The sequence below is a fragment of the Alteromonas sp. R7 genome (assembly GCF_055755235.1).
This window is the reverse complement of sequence record NZ_JBVTQX010000003.1, coordinates 136,701-153,035: the sequence shown is the minus strand read 5'-3', so window position 1 is coordinate 153,035 and position 16,335 is coordinate 136,701. Positions and strand designations below refer to the sequence as shown.

Here is a 16,335-nt window from a genome sequence, read left to right as displayed (position 1 = left end):
ATGGCGCGCATTCTAACAGAAGATAAAAATATTACTAGTCTGTAATACCAATCCCTGTTGCTCTGTCCGTGCTTAATTCGACAAGCACCAGGAACAATGCGCACTATTCAACTTTGAACGTAGTGACCTTACCTTTAAGACTCGTGAGTTCCTTTAAGTGAGGTAGTGCCGATTCCAGTTTTTTCTTGTCTAAATCTGGGCCAACGAAAACTTTATTAAGCGGGCCAGAACTGGTTTGAATTTTGCGACTAAACGCACGATACCCAGCCTTTTCCAGTTTCGTCAGCAGTGCCTTCACGTTTTTCTCGTGTCGGAAGCTGCCAAGTTGAATAACCCAACCAGCGTCATCGTCTGCGGCACTTTTTGTATTAACCACCGTTTGGCTTGCTAGATTGTCTTCTTCAAAAGTTTTCACCGCTGGCGCTTTTGCGGTAGTGGCTTCACCTGCACGACCACTTTCCCCTGTGCCAGAAGAATCCAAATCATCATCTAATGCCGTTTCATCTTGAATTTCAACCGCTGGCACCGCAGCTTTCGCCACGCGCTCTGATGGAAAAGATTCTGGCTCTACGATGGGCTTTTTAGGCGGATTAGCAGGTACAGAGACAAAAGGTTCTCTGTTTGTTTGCTTTTTGCCATCAAGAAAGTCTGGTAAAAAGATTACCGCTAGGGCGACAACAATAATTGTCCCCACCAGTCTATTCTTTAATGCCGATGTCACTGTGCTCTCCTGCTTGAATACACGGTTTTACTCTACAAGGCGCGTGTTAGTTTTGCTCAGCAAGCACGTCTGCTACGGTAACAAAAGAACCAAAAACGAGAATAAGTTCACCAGTTTGATAATCTGCAAGCGCGCGCTGATATGCCGAGGTCACGTCCTGAAACGTGTCTATATTCTCTATGGTTGTGCCGGCATTAACAAGTGCATTTTCAAGTACTTCTGCCCTGCAGCCCCGAGGACCACTCGTTGACGCTACGTACCACTTGGCATTAAGTGTCGCCAGTGGCGCTAAGGTCTCTGCAATAGACTTATCTTTTAGCATGCCCACCACAACGCGCATTTGGCTTACATCGTAACGGTTTAGCCAATCTTGCATAGCTGTCGTCGCTTGTGGATTATGGGCAACGTCTACAACTACTAACGGGGAATCACTGATAGTCTGCTGGCGCCCCGGCATGGTGGTGTTCTCAATAATATCTCTTACCACGCTTTCTTCGGGCAGCAAATCTAGTAGCTCCAGCGCGGCCAACGCTGTACTCGCATTTTGAAGTGGAATTTTAGGGTAAGGTAGCGACGTATAACTATTGCCCTTCCCTTTCCAGCTCCACTCACTGTAATCACTTGCTACCACTGTTTCGAAATCTTGTGTAGCCCAACGTACGTTAGCTTGTAGCTCGTTAGCCACATCGTAAAGCGATGATGGAGGAAACAGCTCACCAACCACTGCGTTGCCGCTTTTGCGCATAATGCCCGCTTTTTCCCGAGCAATTTTTTCGCGGGTATTACCAAGCCAATCTTGATGGTCAAGATCGATAGTCGTAATAACAGCTAGATAGGGGTCAATAATGTTGGTGGCATCCAAACGTCCGCCTAGGCCCACTTCAAGAATGACCACATCAACATCCCATGACTGCATCATTTTCATGGCAGCCAGTGTACCGAACTCAAAGTAAGTTAGAGTAATAGGTTCGCCACCCGTGTCTTTTCGCGCGCTTTCAACAAACTCAAATGCATTCACAAATTCATCGGCAGGAGGTAATTCACCGTTGTAACGCACGCGTTCACGATAGTCGGTTAAATGGGGTGAACTGTATACCGCAACACTTTTTCCTTGCGATAGCATGGCCTGTTCGAGTAAGCGACACGTTGTGCCTTTACCGTTAGTGCCTGCAACAGTAATAACCAAAGACTGGCTAAGCGAAAGTCCCATGGCATTGGCCACCGCTTTCACTCTGTCTAGCCCCATATCGATGGCGCTAGGATGAATAGATTCTAGGTAGGATAACCACTGGCTCAGGCTTTTTTGCGAAGATGAAGACGCTGAAGCGTTTTCTGCGTGTGGCGCTGAGCCAGTATTTAGATTGTTTTCGTTATTCACTAATTCTTATAATGCAACTTAACCAACAGGCTGTGTAATCTATCACGCATATCTCTGCGGTCAACAATCATATCAATTGCACCTTTCTCAACAAGGAACTCACTGCGTTGGAAACCTTCAGGCAGCTTTTCTCTTACTGTTTGTTCGATTACGCGAGGACCCGCAAAGCCGATTAGCGCTTTTGGCTCGGCTACGTTTACGTCACCAAGCATTGCCAAACTTGCAGATACACCACCCATTGTAGGGTCTGTAAGTACACTAATATAAGGCAGGCCTTTCTTACTCATTTTAGCAAGCGCTGCAGATGTTTTAGCCATTTGCATTAGCGACATCAGTGCTTCTTGCATACGCGCACCGCCACTAGCACTAAAGCAAATAAGCGGCATATCGTTTTCTAAGCATGCATTAACAGCAGCAACGAAGCGAGCACCTACAACCGATGCCATTGAGCCGCCCATAAACGCAAACTCAAAACACGCAACCACTACCGGCATACCTTTTAGCTTGCCCTGCATTACCACTAGCGCGTCTTTCTCGTTCGTTGCCTTTTGTGCAGCAACGATACGGTCTTTATAGCGCTTAGAGTCTTTAAACTTAAGTACGTCTTGCGGCTCGTGCTCTGCACCTAACTCAACGCGATCGCCATCATCTAGGAACGCATCGATACGGCGGCGTGCCGTAATACGCATGTGATGGTCACATTTAGGGCAAACTTCCTGAAGTTTTTCCAGTTCGCTCTTATACAGCACTGCTTGGCATGAACCACACTTCGTCCAGATACCCTCTGGTACGTTACCTTTGGTTGATGTTTGCGTGCGAGGAAGAATTTTTTGAATCCAGCTCATGGAAATTGAATCCTTTGTTTTTTGTTTGCCGACCGTGACGATTGATGTTTGTTCATACTTGTGGCCAACAACACATTAATTTTTTAAGTTTCATACTGTATTACAAAGAAAAAATACGTAACACAATAGAACAGCTACCTAATATAGCGCGCTATTAGACCACAATACAACGAAATGGAAAAAACAAAACTGGTCTTAGAAGTTGGCAAGGGATGATTTGAAGATACATGCTTCAATACAACCTGAGTTAACTGCTAGATGATGTGCAACTAACTCAGATTGAAAAATTTAAAGACGAAGGTAGATAGATTAGGCCTCTGGAAGGAATAGCGGCCCTAAAGGCGGTTTAGGCAAACCGTGCTCGTCAGGGTATGTGACGTCAACCAAGTACAACCCATTTGGCTTCGCCGTAGCTGCAGATTTACTTCTGTCTTTCAGGCTTAACAAGTGAGCTATCCAATTTACATCTTGCTCCCCTGCCCCAATCTCAACAAGCGCGCCCGTGATATTGCGAACCATATGATGCAAGAAAGCATTGGCGCGAATATCGATAATAACGTATCGCCCTTGGCGATATACGCTTACATCAGTAACGTTGCGAAATGGCGTTTTACTTTGGCAAAGCGCTGCGCGGAACGAGGTAAAGTCTTGCTCGCCTAGCAAGGCTTGTGCGGCAACATGCATTTTTTTCTCATCTAATTCGCGGTGAATATGGGTAACACCGGAATGGAGAATAGCAGGACGCATTTTCGCATTATGAATAACGTAACGATAGCGGCGATGGGTAGCAGAAAAACGTGCATGGAAGTCATCGCTGACGTTCTTTGCCCAGGTAACAGCAACAGAGTTAGGCAGATTCGCATTTACGCCGAGTGTCCAAGCGCGCTCTGAGCGTGGTGCATCACAGTTAAAGTGAACCACTTGCCCAGTAGCATGTACACCAGCATCGGTACGTCCAGCGCATTGCACTTCAATGGGTTCGTTGGCTACTGTCGATAGTGCCTTTTCAAGATGTTCCTGAACACTTGGTACTTCACGCTGGCGTTGCCATCCGTATACAGCAGCACCGTCGTATTCAATCCCTAAGGCAATTCGCCCCATATCTGTATTACCCCGTTTCTGAAAAGGCGCTAAGTGTAGTCATGTCGCTTGCAACATGCAATGCCGCTAATACGCAAAACTCTTTTAGGTCATAGAAAATAAATGTACATCACCTAAAACAAAAACGGCCTGTATATCTTGTAAATATACTGGCCGTCCAAAATCTCAAACGAGAGCGCGGTTATGCGCATAGGAGCAAACTACTTAAGCAATATTCGCTAAAATCGATGCGGCTTCCTGTTTTTGCTCTTCGCTACCCTCTTTCATTACTTCTTCAAGCAACTCTTTTGCAGCGTCCACATCGTCCATTTCAATATAAGCGCGAGCTAAGTCCAGGTTAGCGTTCTGCCCTGCGTCTTTATCTATATCAATCACCGTATCTTCATCAGATACACCTGTGAAGTCAGATAAACTTACATCAAGATCTAGCGCTTGGCTATCTGGGTCAATAGCGTCTGCATCATCGCCATCGTCCATTAAAGCCTCTACATCAAGGAAGTCTTCTGGTGGCGTTTGCGCGTCACTTTCACTGTCGACATCACTAAGTAAGGCGGCAAGATCTAAATCAGGGTTATCGAGTTTAAGATCATCCTCTTGAGCCTTTTCAGTCTCAACGGATTGAGCCTCTTGTTCGTACTCTTCAATTTCAGTTGGCGTGGCAATATCCAATTCCACATCATCTGGAATTTCAAGGTCGTCTAATGCAAGTTCCGAATCATCTTCTTCAAGGGCGAAAGTATCTTCGTCGTCTTCTTGCTCAGACTCAAAAGCACCATCTTCGTCTAGCTCAAAGGTTTCATCTTCTTCGTCTAGTTCAAACGTATCATCGCTTTCGTCGAATCCAAGGTTGTCGTCACTCCCTTCTAACTCGAATGTGGCTTCATCATCTTCCTGCTCAAGTTCGAAAGTATCTTCACTCTCTGCTGAAGATGCTTCTGGATCCTGACCGTCGTCATCACTTTCAATTTCACTGGTGTCGACATCACTTGTATCAACAATAGCGTCTGACTCAAGACTTTGAAGAAGCTCATCGAATTCCGCACTGTCAAGATCGTCAAGAATCTCGTTGTCGTCTACATGATCGTCGTCATCGGAAGCAGACAGCCAGTCGTCAAGGCCAGGAACATCGTCAAGTTCGTTAAAGTCTTCTTCGCTGTTCTTATCTGAATCGCTTTGGTTTAAATCAGTTTCTTCAGGTGAACTCGATTCTTCAGCAGAACTAGATTCTGATGATATTTCGTCACCTTCATCTTCACCGTCTACTACACCGTCAATTTCTTGCTCTAATTCAAAGCTTTCTACTTCGTCATACGCAGCGTTTAACAGGCTGTCGTCGTATTCATCACTGTCTTCTGCTGAAGCATCTTCCGCTGGCTCTGTTGGCGCTGAGGGCTTTTCCTGCGCTGATGGCTCTTCCGTATCCATCTGACTGAACGAAGGAATATCATCCATCATCTGTCTTTCAAACGCTTCAATAGCGTCATCTAGTGGATCGTCTGACGTTTGCCCTGCCTTTTCTTCAGCGTCTTCATCGACAGCGTCGAGCTCTGGCTCTAAGCCTGTTTCTGGCTGTAGTTCTGCCTCGGCTTCCGTTTCTAGCTCTACTTCATCTTCCGAGTCGGTTTCAGGCTCAGCTTCGAATTCTAGCTCTGATTCTGGCTCTGGCTCAGATTCAAGTTCCGCCTCTAATTCAGGCTCAATCTCAGTGTCTTGTTCTGCATCTACTTCAGTGCCAAACTCTGGTTCACCTTCGGCTTCCGCCTCTAGCTCTACTTCATCTTCCAAGTCGGTTTCAGGTTCAACTTCAGTTTCAGGTTCAACTTTTTCTTCTGGTTCCTGGTCTTGTTCTGTTTCAGAATCAATATCCTGTTCTACTTCAGATTCAGATTCAGCTTCAAATTCTAGCTCTGATTCCGGCTCCGGCTCAGATTCAAGTTCCGTTTCTAGTTCAGGCTCAATCTCAGCGTCTTGTTCTGCTTCTATTTCAGTGCCAAACTCTGGCTCTGAATCTAGTTCTGACTCTGGTTCACCTTCGGCTTCCGCCTCTAGCTCTACTTCATCTTCCAAGTCGGCTTCAGGTTCAGCTTCAGTTTCAGGTTCAACTTTTTCTTCTGGTTCTTGGTCTTGTTCTGTTTCAGAATCGATATCCTGTTCTAATTCAGATTCAAGCTCAGGCTCAGCTTCAAATTCAAGCTCTGACTCCGTCGCTGGTTCAGACTCAAGTTCCGTTTCCAGTTCAGGCTCAATATCAGCGTCTTGTTCTGCTTCTACCTCAGTGCCAAACTCCGGCTCTGAATCTAGTTCTGACTCCGTTTTACCCTCGGCTTCCGTCTCTAACTCTACTGCATCTTCCGAGGCGGCTTCAGGCTCAGCTTTTTCTTCTGCTTCTTGGTCTTGTTCTCTTTCAGAATCGAAATCCTGTTCGAATTCAGATTCAGAATCAGCTTCAAATTCTAGCTCTGATTCCGGCTCCGGCTCAGACTCAAGTTCCGCTTCTAGTTCAGGCTCAATCTCAGCATCTTGCTCTGCTTCTACTTCATCTTCAAAGTCAGCTTCTCGCTCAGCTTCTGCTTCTGACTCGCTCAAAGCTTCAGGTTCGAACTCTGAATCTGTTTCATCATCAGGTTCTATTTCAGACTCAAGCTCAGAAAGTAGCTCGTCTGTCAGCAAATCTACATCTTCACTGCTTTTAGATTCTTCAGCTTCTAGTTCAGCAAGTAACTCATCAGTTAGCGGGTCGCTAAAATCATCTTCGCTAGCACCTTCTTCATCGCTTTCAGGCGTTTCAAGGTCTACGTCTTCATCGTGAGCTTCAGGACTAACTTCAGGCTCGCCATCTAACTCTGCTTCAAGCTCTGCAAGTAGTTCATCAGTAAACGGATCGTCAAAATCACCTTCCTCATCGGATTGAGTAGGTAACTCGCTAGAAGCGCTTTCATTAAGCTCTTCATCATCTGAGGGCAGTTGATCCGCTGAAGGCATTTGATCCGCTAAAGGCTCTTCAGCAAGCTCATCTTCCGCCTGTAGCTCAGCAATAAGCTCATCGGAAAGAGGGTCACTGAAGTCCGCGTTAGTTTCGATTTCGTCGGTGACTATTTCGTCTAAATCGTCGGTAATGGCATCAAGACTCTGAATAGACTGCGGCGACGGCGAAGAAGTTGTTATTTCTTCCTCAAGATCATCCTCGTCTTCGTCATCTTCTTCACCTAGGCCACCCATCATTTCGATTTGCTCAATTTCATTTAACAAATCGTCTGTGATTTTATCAATTTCTTTATTTTGCTGATTAATCTCGTCGTCGAGCTTGCTTAGCATATCCTCATTGATAAGGTCGTCATTGCTGTCTAGCTCATCAGTAAGACCTGCATCAACGCCGTGCTCTTCTAGCAAATCGTCAATACTGATTTCAGGCTTATCGTCCTCATCTTCTACGGTTGGCAAAGAAGAAACACTTTCTGTTTCTTCGTCAGCGTCAGATAAATCATCAACTGAGCTGGCAAGCAACGCGTCGATATCGTCTTCATCAACATTGTCAGATTCAGCGGTTCCATTGACCTCAGCCAGTATGTCGTCAGGGTCTATGTCGCCCGACTCATCTAGCTCATCACTCTCAAGTTCTGCCGCGTCTTGGCTTTGTACATCATCAAGCAAGTCATCAATGTCAAAATCATCGGCATCTGTCGATGCAGCCTCGTCAGCAACTTCCGTCTCTGGCTCGCTTTCATCGGCAGCATCTTCATCAAAGATGTCGTCATCCCCTGACAGGTCGAAGCCTTCAAGGTCGTCAGTGTCGTTTTCGTTTAATACTTTATCTGACAGGTCATCGTCATCAAACAGACTATCTAGTTCACTTTGATCAAGCTCATCATCGCCAGCTTCAAACAAGTCATCACTGCCATCGTCTGGCACCAACATGTCGTCTTCAAGGTCGGCGAAGGTTTCTAGTTCGTCATCTAGGCTGTCTTCTAAATCTGAGGTAAGTACGTCATCAAGTAGGTCGTCGTCATTGAACAAGTCATCATCTGACAACTCTGCTTTATCATCAAAGTCAGGGGCCAGTGCACTTGAAAGATCGCCAATGTCAGAATCAGGTACCGGCACTTCATCGTTATCGGCTGTAATCGTAGGTCCAGCCGCAGGCGCTTCGTCAGGCTTACTATTACGTTTTAGCAGCCACATGATAAGACCACCAACTAACAATAGTGACAGAATTGCCGAGCCTATAATTAGACTGAGTGGGCTGGTAAGTGCGCTTAAAAAAGAAGACTGCTTTTCTGCTTCGCGCTGCGCTTGCTCGGCCTTGATCATGTCGAGCAATTCTTGCTGAAGCGCCACTTGTATATCTAGTTGGCTCTTAACATCACCTTCGACTTGCCCACGCAAGGTTTCTAGTTCGCCATTAACGGCCTCAACACGCTCGTACAAACGTCTGTTTTCGTTAAGAATCGCTTCAACATTTTCCAGTGAGGCTGCAAACTGCATACGCAGTTCGTCAAATTGTCGGGTTTGCTCCTGATCTAAGCGAGTGATTTTCTGCTCAATATCAGTTTGGGTTTGCGTCAAGTCTTGTTGATTGACTAAAGGCGATGCAGGCTTGATATTTCTTACGCTACTGCCGGGCTTATTAAGCAATTCAGCAAATGCTCTATCATCCTGCTCAGCGCGCATCTGGGCTTTTTGCTTATCAATTCTGGCAATATAGCGCTCTGATGGTAGCTTTAATACCGCACCATCAACTAATAAATTTAAATTGCCGTTTTCAAATGCGTTTGGATTGAGCTCGTAAATGGCGGTCATAACCTGATATACGCTCAGGTTATTGTTTTGGCGATAGCGCTCAGCAATGCGCCATAGGGTATCGTTGGCGTCGATGGGCCCATATTCCAGGCCCGAATACTGATCAGTTGCGTCTTTGGGACCTTTTAAGAAGGTAGCGCGTTCTTGTGCATCTACAGTGATAATAGGGCCAGACAAACAAAGTGTTAGTAAAAGTAAGCCCGTCAAATGCAATTTCATAGCAGTCCTATATGCCCTCAAGCGTCTTTACCACCCGAGACGTATGGGCGGATTTTCTAGCCAATCAGTACGGAAGAAAATATTGGCTTTTATTTTTATTCTTAAGCCACCTTGAAACCATTAATAATCAAGCCAGCGTTTTACAGTCTTTTTGAACTTAGCAGTAAGATTTATTTGCGCTTTATAGAGTTCTTACCCTTCGCCTAAGTATCTGACTAAGTATTGTTTTTAACGTTGTTCTATTCCTAACTTTACAAACTATAAACCAGTTATTAAGGGTGATCTAGTTAGACAGTAGTATTGAAGCGCTCTAATGCTCAAATTTTCGCTAAAAACCGTCATTCAGTAGCTTCGAGTGCTGTCTTTCTATCCCGTTGAACAGTGCTGCTTCATTGCAACAGGCATTGCCCTTTCATTGCGTATCGGCAAGCACAGAAAAATGTTTACCTTTTCCTGTGCTTATCCGATTAATCAGAGGCTGTGTCTCTGTAGAGCATTTACAAGTAGTCGCGAATAAGTGTCTCAGCAATTTGAATGCTGTTTGTCGCTGCACCTTTGCGAATGTTGTCTGACACCACCCACAAATTTAAACCACAAGGATGAGTAATATCATTCCTGATACGCCCTACATGCACAATGTCGTTGCCGCTAGCGCTGCTTACTTGCGTTGGGAATTGCTCATTTCCGTCGTAAACTGTTACGCCTGGCGCATCGGCTAAAAGCTCTTTAACATGCTGCGCATCTATTGGCGAACGTGTTTCAAGGTGAATGGCCTCAGCATGTCCGTAGAAAACCGGCACGCGCACAGCCGTCGCGTTTACCAAAATACTTTGATCGCCCATGATTTTTTGGGTTTCCCACAGCATTTTCATTTCTTCTTTGGTGTAGTCGTTTTCTTGGAATACGTCGATTTGAGGTATGACATTAAAGGCAATTTGGCGACTAAACGACTCTGGCTTTACTTCACGTGCGTTTAGCAAACCTGCGGTTTGTTTAGCCAGTTCTTCCATGGCTTCTTTACCTGCACCAGAAACTGACTGGTATGTGCACACGTTAATACGGTCAATACCAACAGCGTCTTGAATAGGTTTAAGTGCAACCAACATTTGAATGGTTGAGCAATTTGGGTTCGCAATAATGTTTCTATTGCGAAATTCTGCCAGTGCATGGGCGTTAACTTCTGGCACCACAAGTGGGATATCTGGCTCGTAACGAAACTCTGAAGTATTGTCGATAACAATACAGCCTTCCTCTGCCGCTAGCGGAGCAAATTTTGCAGAAATGCTGCCTCCAGCTGAGAAAAAGCCAAATTGCACTAATGACCAGTCGAAATCATCAGCATCTAATACTTCAATGTCTTCGCCTTTAAACGACACGGTACTACCTGCTGAACGTTTACTGGCAAGCGGATACAAACGGTTTACCGGAAAGTCTCGCTCTTCTAATAGTTCAATCATGGTTTGGCCCACTAAACCTGTGGCGCCAAGTACCGCTACGTCAAACGCTTGCGACATAATGCTTTATGCTCCTAATGTAAAAAAAACTAAACCAGACTTACGTGAAAGCCCAGTTTGGTGAATGTGTCTTGGATTTGCTTACTGGTGTTTTTTGGCAAGTGTAACGCATAGGCGCTGCACTCGCGACGCACTCTGTATTGCTTGCGCAATGTAGAGAACGTATTTGCTATGTGTGTCTCTGGCGTTTCATTATGGCCTGACGCAAACGCGTTTCGCGTTATCTCATCGTCAATAGCTACATCATACACATTGTGGAATACGGCAATGAGATCCTCAACCGACAACCGCACCGCCTCAGGCGAATTTAACGCAACTTTGATCGGATTGGTTTTCTCTAAAAAGTCGCTAAGCACTTTGTCTGGGGCTTTGCCCACTACGTCACAAATTTGCTCGTAAATCATTTGCGTACCGCGCACTTTGCCTTCTACAGAGTGCCCCGCGATATGTGGTGTAACGAACCAAACATAGTCAAATAATGCTGTATTTATGGCAGGCTCATTGTCGAATACGTCGAGTACCACCGTTGGCGGTTTTTCACCTCGAAGTACGCTAAGTAGTGCCACTTCATCAATAACCTCACCCCGGCATGCATTTATAAGCAGCTGGTTTGACGTTAATCCTTCCAGAAACGCTTCGTCTATCATCTGATATGTAGGATATTCGCCGCCTTTAATAAAAGGCACGTGAAGCGAGATAACATCGCACTTTGCTATTTGCGCTAAGTCTACAAATGACTGACCGTTATGCTCCTTCTTACCAGATTTTGCTAGCGCTTGCTGTAGCGGTGGGTCATACAGACAGTGTTTAACGCCAATTGCCATTAAAATTCTTGATAATGCAGTTCCCACATTACCAGCACCTACTATTCCCACTGTCGCATTATATAAATCGAGCTTTTGGGCTTTTTGCGCGTGCAGCAAAACACTCAACACGTACTCGGCAACCGCTACGGCATTACAGCCTGCTGCACTGCTATGCATAATTCCCACCCTATCTAAATGCGTTTTATCTAGATGATTGGTCCCCGCTGTTGCCGTAGTAACAAACTTAAGCTTGTTAGCGCTGGTCAGCAGTTCAGGGGTAACCTTGGTGGTAGAACGCAACGCAAGAATATCTACATCGCGCAGCATTTCAGGCACAAGAGATTGCCATGCATAGGATTCAACCTCACCTACGCTATTAAGGTAATCGGTACCAAACGGAATGGTGTCTTCAAGAAGTATTTTCATGGCGCTAAGTGTACCTTAACTTAGGCTTTTAGTAACCCAGCGCCCCCGATTTATCTTGTCGGTGATTTGTTTAATTTACGTCATTTTGATGAACGTTTGGCCGCAGTATAAGAGAGACGGCCGAAGTTCATACAATCTTTTAAAACGGGAGCGCTTAAAGCAAAGCGCTTAAGCTCTCGTTTTTTGTCCACCTCATCCTTTGCGATCGTGGTATTGGATAACGTTAACTTTAAATAGTTACTTGTCGTAACCAGGGAAACGGCGTTCAACACGTCGTTTAATACCCGGCCAAGCTAACGAGCCACCAGCCTGCCGGGTGACTTGATCGGCCTGTGTACGAATGCCATCTAAAATTGCCGAATGAATTGGAATAAGCGGTTTGCCTGTGGCCTGCGCTTTTAACTGAATTTCACAGGCGCGCTGCATGATAAACATAAACAAGAATGCATCGGGAATATTGTCAGCACAGGTTAAAAGCCCGTGATTGCGCAAAATCATAAATTGGGTATTGCCTAGGTCGCGAACCAGCCGTGCTTTTTCTTCTGGGTTTAACGCCACGCCTTCGTAGGCATGATAGGAAAGCGACGCCAGCGGAAAAAGCGACTGTTGCGAGTATGGCTGCAACCCTTCTTCTAAAATGGATACCGCCACGCCTTCTGCTGTGTGCAAATGCAACACACATTTGGCATCGTCTCTAGCCTCATGAACAGCGCTATGAATAGTAAAACCTGCCGGGTTAATGTCGTATTCACTTTCCATTACTTTGTTACCGTGAAGATCAACTTTAACCAAGCTTGATGCAGTAACTTCATCAAACATTAAACCGTAGGGATTAATCAAGAAATGGTGGTCAGGCCCAGGAACACGAGCAGAAATGTGAGTAAAAATAAGGTCGTCCCAACCATACATAGCGACTGCACGATAACATGCGGCTAGATCAACACGGGTTTGCCATTCTTCACTGCTAACTTTCGACTTTACTGAATCTGTCATAGCTTTACTCTTTTAACGTACAAATTAATTTCATTTGAGGCGGGTGAGCCCTAGGTGGAAGGCTCGATACCTTGAGCGTTTCAATGAAACTTCCACTTACTTTTTCTTACCGCCTACATTACGCGCAGTAATTGCTATACACTGTCGGATATACGACATTGTAAGAAATTTGTTAAATGGAAAAGTTTAAACCTGTTCTCGCTAGCTCTACTTGGTTTGGCGCGATCCCACCCTATTTGCAGGAAGCCATGTTCGACAAGATGCGCCTAAAACACCTAAAAGCCGGGCAGCAACTGCATGCCAAAGGTGAAGACGGTGTCGGTTTTTACGGCGTATGCGAAGGCCGTTTAAGAGTTGTCACTGTGGGCGTGGATGGTCGCGAAATGCTATTTGCGCTACTGGGCCCCGGCACCTGGTTTGGTGAGATATCGATGTTTGACGACCTCCCTCGTACTCACGACAACTTCTGTGAGACAAATTGCACGGTGGCGATTATTCAAAAGAACGCGTTTAAAGCACTGCTTGAGCAATATCCTGAACTCTACCCGCATTTTACTCGCCTTTTATGCACGCGAGTGCGCAGCGCTTTTCAGTTTATTGACTCAAGCGCAGGGCTTAGCCTTAAGCACCAGCTGGTAAAACGGCTTTTAATGCTTACCACCAGTTACGGTCAGCATTTGCCCAAACATAACGCGATTACACTTACCCTTTCGCAAGAATCTTTAGCGCAAATGATAAATAGCAGTAGGCAAACGGTGAACCAGTTATTAGGTGAACTTCAACAAGAAGGTTTGGTAAAACGGCATTACGGGAAAATCACTATTCCCGAGCCAGATACCTTGTTTAGTCGTTATCAGTTTATTTAACCGAAATAACTAGCTGAATTGCTAAAGAACTTGTGGAATATTAATAAAGTCGTGGAAACGCAAAGAAAAGGAAAGTTCGCGTTGAAAATTTTATCTGCCAGCATAGTTTTGCTTTTATTAGTCGGTTTTCTATATCAGTCATATTCAAGCTATGTCGATTCCACCTCTTTTGACAAGCGTGGAGAAATGATAGATATCGGTGACTATAGCCTGTATGTCGAGGACATTGGAACAGGAAAAGTTACCGTAATTTTTGATGCTGGTATGGGTGATGACTCATCAGTCTGGAACAAAGTAGCAGAGGAAGTCTCACAGTTTTCTCGGGTTATTACCTATGACAGAGCTGGACTTGGGTGGAGTGAGGAAAGCCCGCACGATAGAGACAGTAAAGTCATTGTCGCTGAACTTCACTCGGTTCTAAAAGACAAAGATATTACTGGACCAATTATCCTTGTAGGCCATTCATTTGGTGGGGTTAACATGCAGCGCTATGCCCTTACCTATCCTGAATATATAGCCGCTTTGGTGTTGGTAGACTCTGCCCATGAAGATCAGATAGAGGAGATGCCTCAAACGAATTATCTTCAAAAATACCTTTTCAAATTTGGAATGTGGGCAGCCCCTGTCGGTATTCCCAGGTTGTACCTTTCCAACATTAACCCAGAAGAAAAAGCTAAAAAAAGTACAACCAAACATCAATATACCAGCTTAGATGAAGCCGAATACTTTCCAAGAAGCCTTAGCGAATTAAATGAGTTAACGCCTAACTATGGCGATATGCCCTTGGTGGTTATTGCGCGAAATAAAGCGTCTTCTGAAATAGATAACACGAAAGCTAGAGACCTGGTATGGGCGACCTTGCAAGAAAACATTGCCACGCGCTCTACCAATAGCACAATTATTTTTTCAGGGGCGCGTCAGCATTCCATTCACAAAATGCAGCCTGAAATTGTTATTGAAGCTATCCAAACATTAGCCGAAAGCCTTTAACTAATACGAGAATTACGTAGCGAAACGTCTTCTGAACATTTTCTGAAAACCTAGTAATGACACAACAGATGTCCACTACTACCAACGTGAGCTTACGGTTTTACTAAATCGTATATGGATTTGCACCTGATGGGATATGTTGAGGACCTACATTCGACTGCATCTTTGAGGTCTGCTCAAGACAAGGAAAAGACGGTAAAAAAAATCGCTAGTAGTAATCTATAGAGTCTGTTGGTAATCATAATTATCGAAGTAAAATTAACTCTTTATCGAGATCACTTATCCCACCAAGCTCAATAATTTCCAAAATACAGAGTGAGAGTATTTTTGAAGTCTCATTTAGAATTCGTTTTGGCTCAATTTTACCTATGTCCCTCACCTTGTACTCGTCTTTAATTTTGGCATTATGTACCGCATCAGAACGGATACTGTAAAATGCTTTGAGTTGATTATAATTCTGTACCCTTTCTTCATAGACATCTGAAGATAATCTTGAGCCTAAAAGGCGCACTTGAAGGGAAAGTTGTTCTGAGCTCTCACTTTTGGTCAAGATAGACTCTGCGCACATTCCTAAGTCTATAGCAGCATCAACGGTATCGTTAACATTCATAGCTGATGTTTTGCGTTTAATTGCTAGTTCTATTGAGCCCTGAGTCGCTTCTGGCAGCCTCTCAAACTTTTCAAGCAATATCTGCAAACAGTTCTTATCAATCAATTGGAGTGTTTCTGAGTAAAATGGTCTTTCAACCTGCAAAAATGTTGTTTCATTGCTATCTATAAAACCTGAGCAGGGGGTCGATTCTTCAAACACGCACCACTCCTTCTTTATACAAGCCGCCACCTTTCTTGTAAAAAGTGACAGAAAAAAAGACTTTAAAAGATGACTCTGACTTATCTCAAAAAGCTGATCTTGTGTAACACTCTCAGTGCCTTCGTAACTGCTAAAATTTAAAACATTGCACTCGACTCTCGTCACAATGTAAGCAGGTACCTCACCATGAAAATCCCTCGACTCACCGCGCCAACATAGGTTCATCCTTTCACGTACGCCTTCAGGTAACCCTTCAAATGTACATAAGTACGTTCTCTTATCAAAATAGTATGTTTCACTGGGCATTACTCCCTCGACTAACGATATAACGTATAGAGGCACTATGGGTTTTTCTATAAAATCGAGAAATAATTGAAGTGAGACCTTTGCTCCGACATTGTTAGCTTTGGTACACAACCACTTTGCAAGGTCGAAAGGCGATACTGATTTATGGCTATTAGGTGTCCCCCAACTCCTTTCAAAAACTTCAGAGTAATCCTCTTGGAGAATATCCATTAGTTTTATAGTATGTTTTGAGAAACCTTCTCTTATAAGCCAATCCCGCCACGCAAACATTGGACTTACTGATGATTTAAAGTGTTCGTCCAAACGACACAGATCGATGAGGTTTATTAATTCCTTGTGAGAAGTCTCCATTCTGATTCCATCAAATTGCTTTTTTCAAACTATCCCAAAATCTGCTTTTCCCCACAAGTAAAGTTGGCTAAAACAAACATGCTAAAACAATTAGACCACAATTCACTCTTTGTCACCGCGTGATCACAAATGTGTCAATGACTGCAATACGTAGAAAGCCTCAAATTACAATCACTTATGCGGCCTCTTCTAAAACCGCAGGTTTAATCAA

The 16,335-nt window shown here is 44.5% G+C and carries 11 protein-coding genes; 2 read left to right on the top strand and 9 right to left on the bottom strand.

Annotated features, from left to right (window positions below; all coding sequences use genetic code 11):
* Positions 1 to 103: 103 nt before the first annotated feature.
* From AC0J2X_RS06355 to AC0J2X_RS06320, 8 genes are all read right to left on the bottom strand, one after another.
* Positions 104 to 721: an SPOR domain-containing protein gene (locus tag AC0J2X_RS06355; RefSeq protein WP_061486083.1), complete on the bottom strand. Its 618-nt coding sequence runs from the start codon at positions 719 to 721 to the stop codon at positions 104 to 106.
* A 46-nt stretch (positions 722 to 767) separates the two neighbouring features.
* Positions 768 to 2,099 carry a bifunctional tetrahydrofolate synthase/dihydrofolate synthase gene (folC, locus tag AC0J2X_RS06350; protein ID WP_081334009.1) on the bottom strand — a complete coding sequence of 444 codons (1,332 nt, stop codon included), beginning with the start codon at positions 2,097 to 2,099 and terminating at the stop codon, positions 768 to 770.
* Positions 2,099 to 2,944 carry an acetyl-CoA carboxylase, carboxyltransferase subunit beta gene (gene accD / locus AC0J2X_RS06345; protein WP_014949945.1) on the bottom strand — a complete coding sequence of 282 codons (846 nt, stop codon included), beginning with the start codon at positions 2,942 to 2,944 and terminating at the stop codon, positions 2,099 to 2,101. The genes folC and accD overlap by 1 nt, the downstream gene beginning before the upstream one ends.
* Before the next feature lie 309 nt (positions 2,945 to 3,253).
* Positions 3,254 to 4,045, bottom strand: a complete 792-nt coding sequence (gene truA, locus AC0J2X_RS06340; RefSeq protein ID WP_014949946.1) for a tRNA pseudouridine(38-40) synthase TruA — start codon at positions 4,043 to 4,045, stop codon at positions 3,254 to 3,256.
* 204 nt (positions 4,046 to 4,249) lie between these two features.
* The gene (locus AC0J2X_RS06335) at positions 4,250 to 9,061 is read right to left on the bottom strand and encodes a FimV/HubP family polar landmark protein (RefSeq protein ID WP_472995870.1); all 4,812 of its coding nucleotides are present in this window, start codon (positions 9,059 to 9,061) and stop codon (positions 4,250 to 4,252) included.
* 497 nt (positions 9,062 to 9,558) lie between these two features.
* Positions 9,559 to 10,575, bottom strand: coding sequence for an aspartate-semialdehyde dehydrogenase (locus tag AC0J2X_RS06330; protein ID WP_156078520.1), 1,017 nt, complete (start codon positions 10,573 to 10,575; stop codon positions 9,559 to 9,561).
* Between the two features lie 29 nt (positions 10,576 to 10,604).
* Entirely contained in the window at positions 10,605 to 11,807 is a 1,203-nt protein-coding gene (locus AC0J2X_RS06325) for a 4-phosphoerythronate dehydrogenase (protein ID WP_156078521.1), read from the bottom strand.
* A 237-nt stretch (positions 11,808 to 12,044) separates the two neighbouring features.
* A complete protein-coding gene (locus AC0J2X_RS06320; RefSeq protein WP_156078522.1) occupies positions 12,045 to 12,800 on the bottom strand; it encodes a class II aldolase/adducin family protein in 756 nt (251 codons plus the stop codon).
* Between the two features lie 176 nt (positions 12,801 to 12,976).
* On the opposite strand from AC0J2X_RS06320, the gene AC0J2X_RS06315 reads away from it, so the two are divergent.
* Complete coding sequence (locus AC0J2X_RS06315; RefSeq protein ID WP_156078523.1) at positions 12,977 to 13,666, top strand: Crp/Fnr family transcriptional regulator; 690 nt, start codon at positions 12,977 to 12,979, stop codon at positions 13,664 to 13,666.
* Positions 13,667 to 13,747: 81 nt separating this feature from the next.
* Positions 13,748 to 14,656, top strand: a complete 909-nt coding sequence (locus AC0J2X_RS06310; protein WP_139125431.1) for an alpha/beta fold hydrolase — start codon at positions 13,748 to 13,750, stop codon at positions 14,654 to 14,656.
* Positions 14,657 to 14,900: 244 nt separating this feature from the next.
* Here the strand turns inward: AC0J2X_RS06310 and AC0J2X_RS06305 are convergent, their stop codons facing one another.
* On the bottom strand, positions 14,901 to 16,124 hold the full coding sequence (locus AC0J2X_RS06305; protein WP_069944558.1) for a HEPN domain-containing protein: 1,224 nt from the start codon (positions 16,122 to 16,124) through the stop codon (positions 14,901 to 14,903).
* Between the last annotated feature and the right edge of the window lie 211 nt (positions 16,125 to 16,335).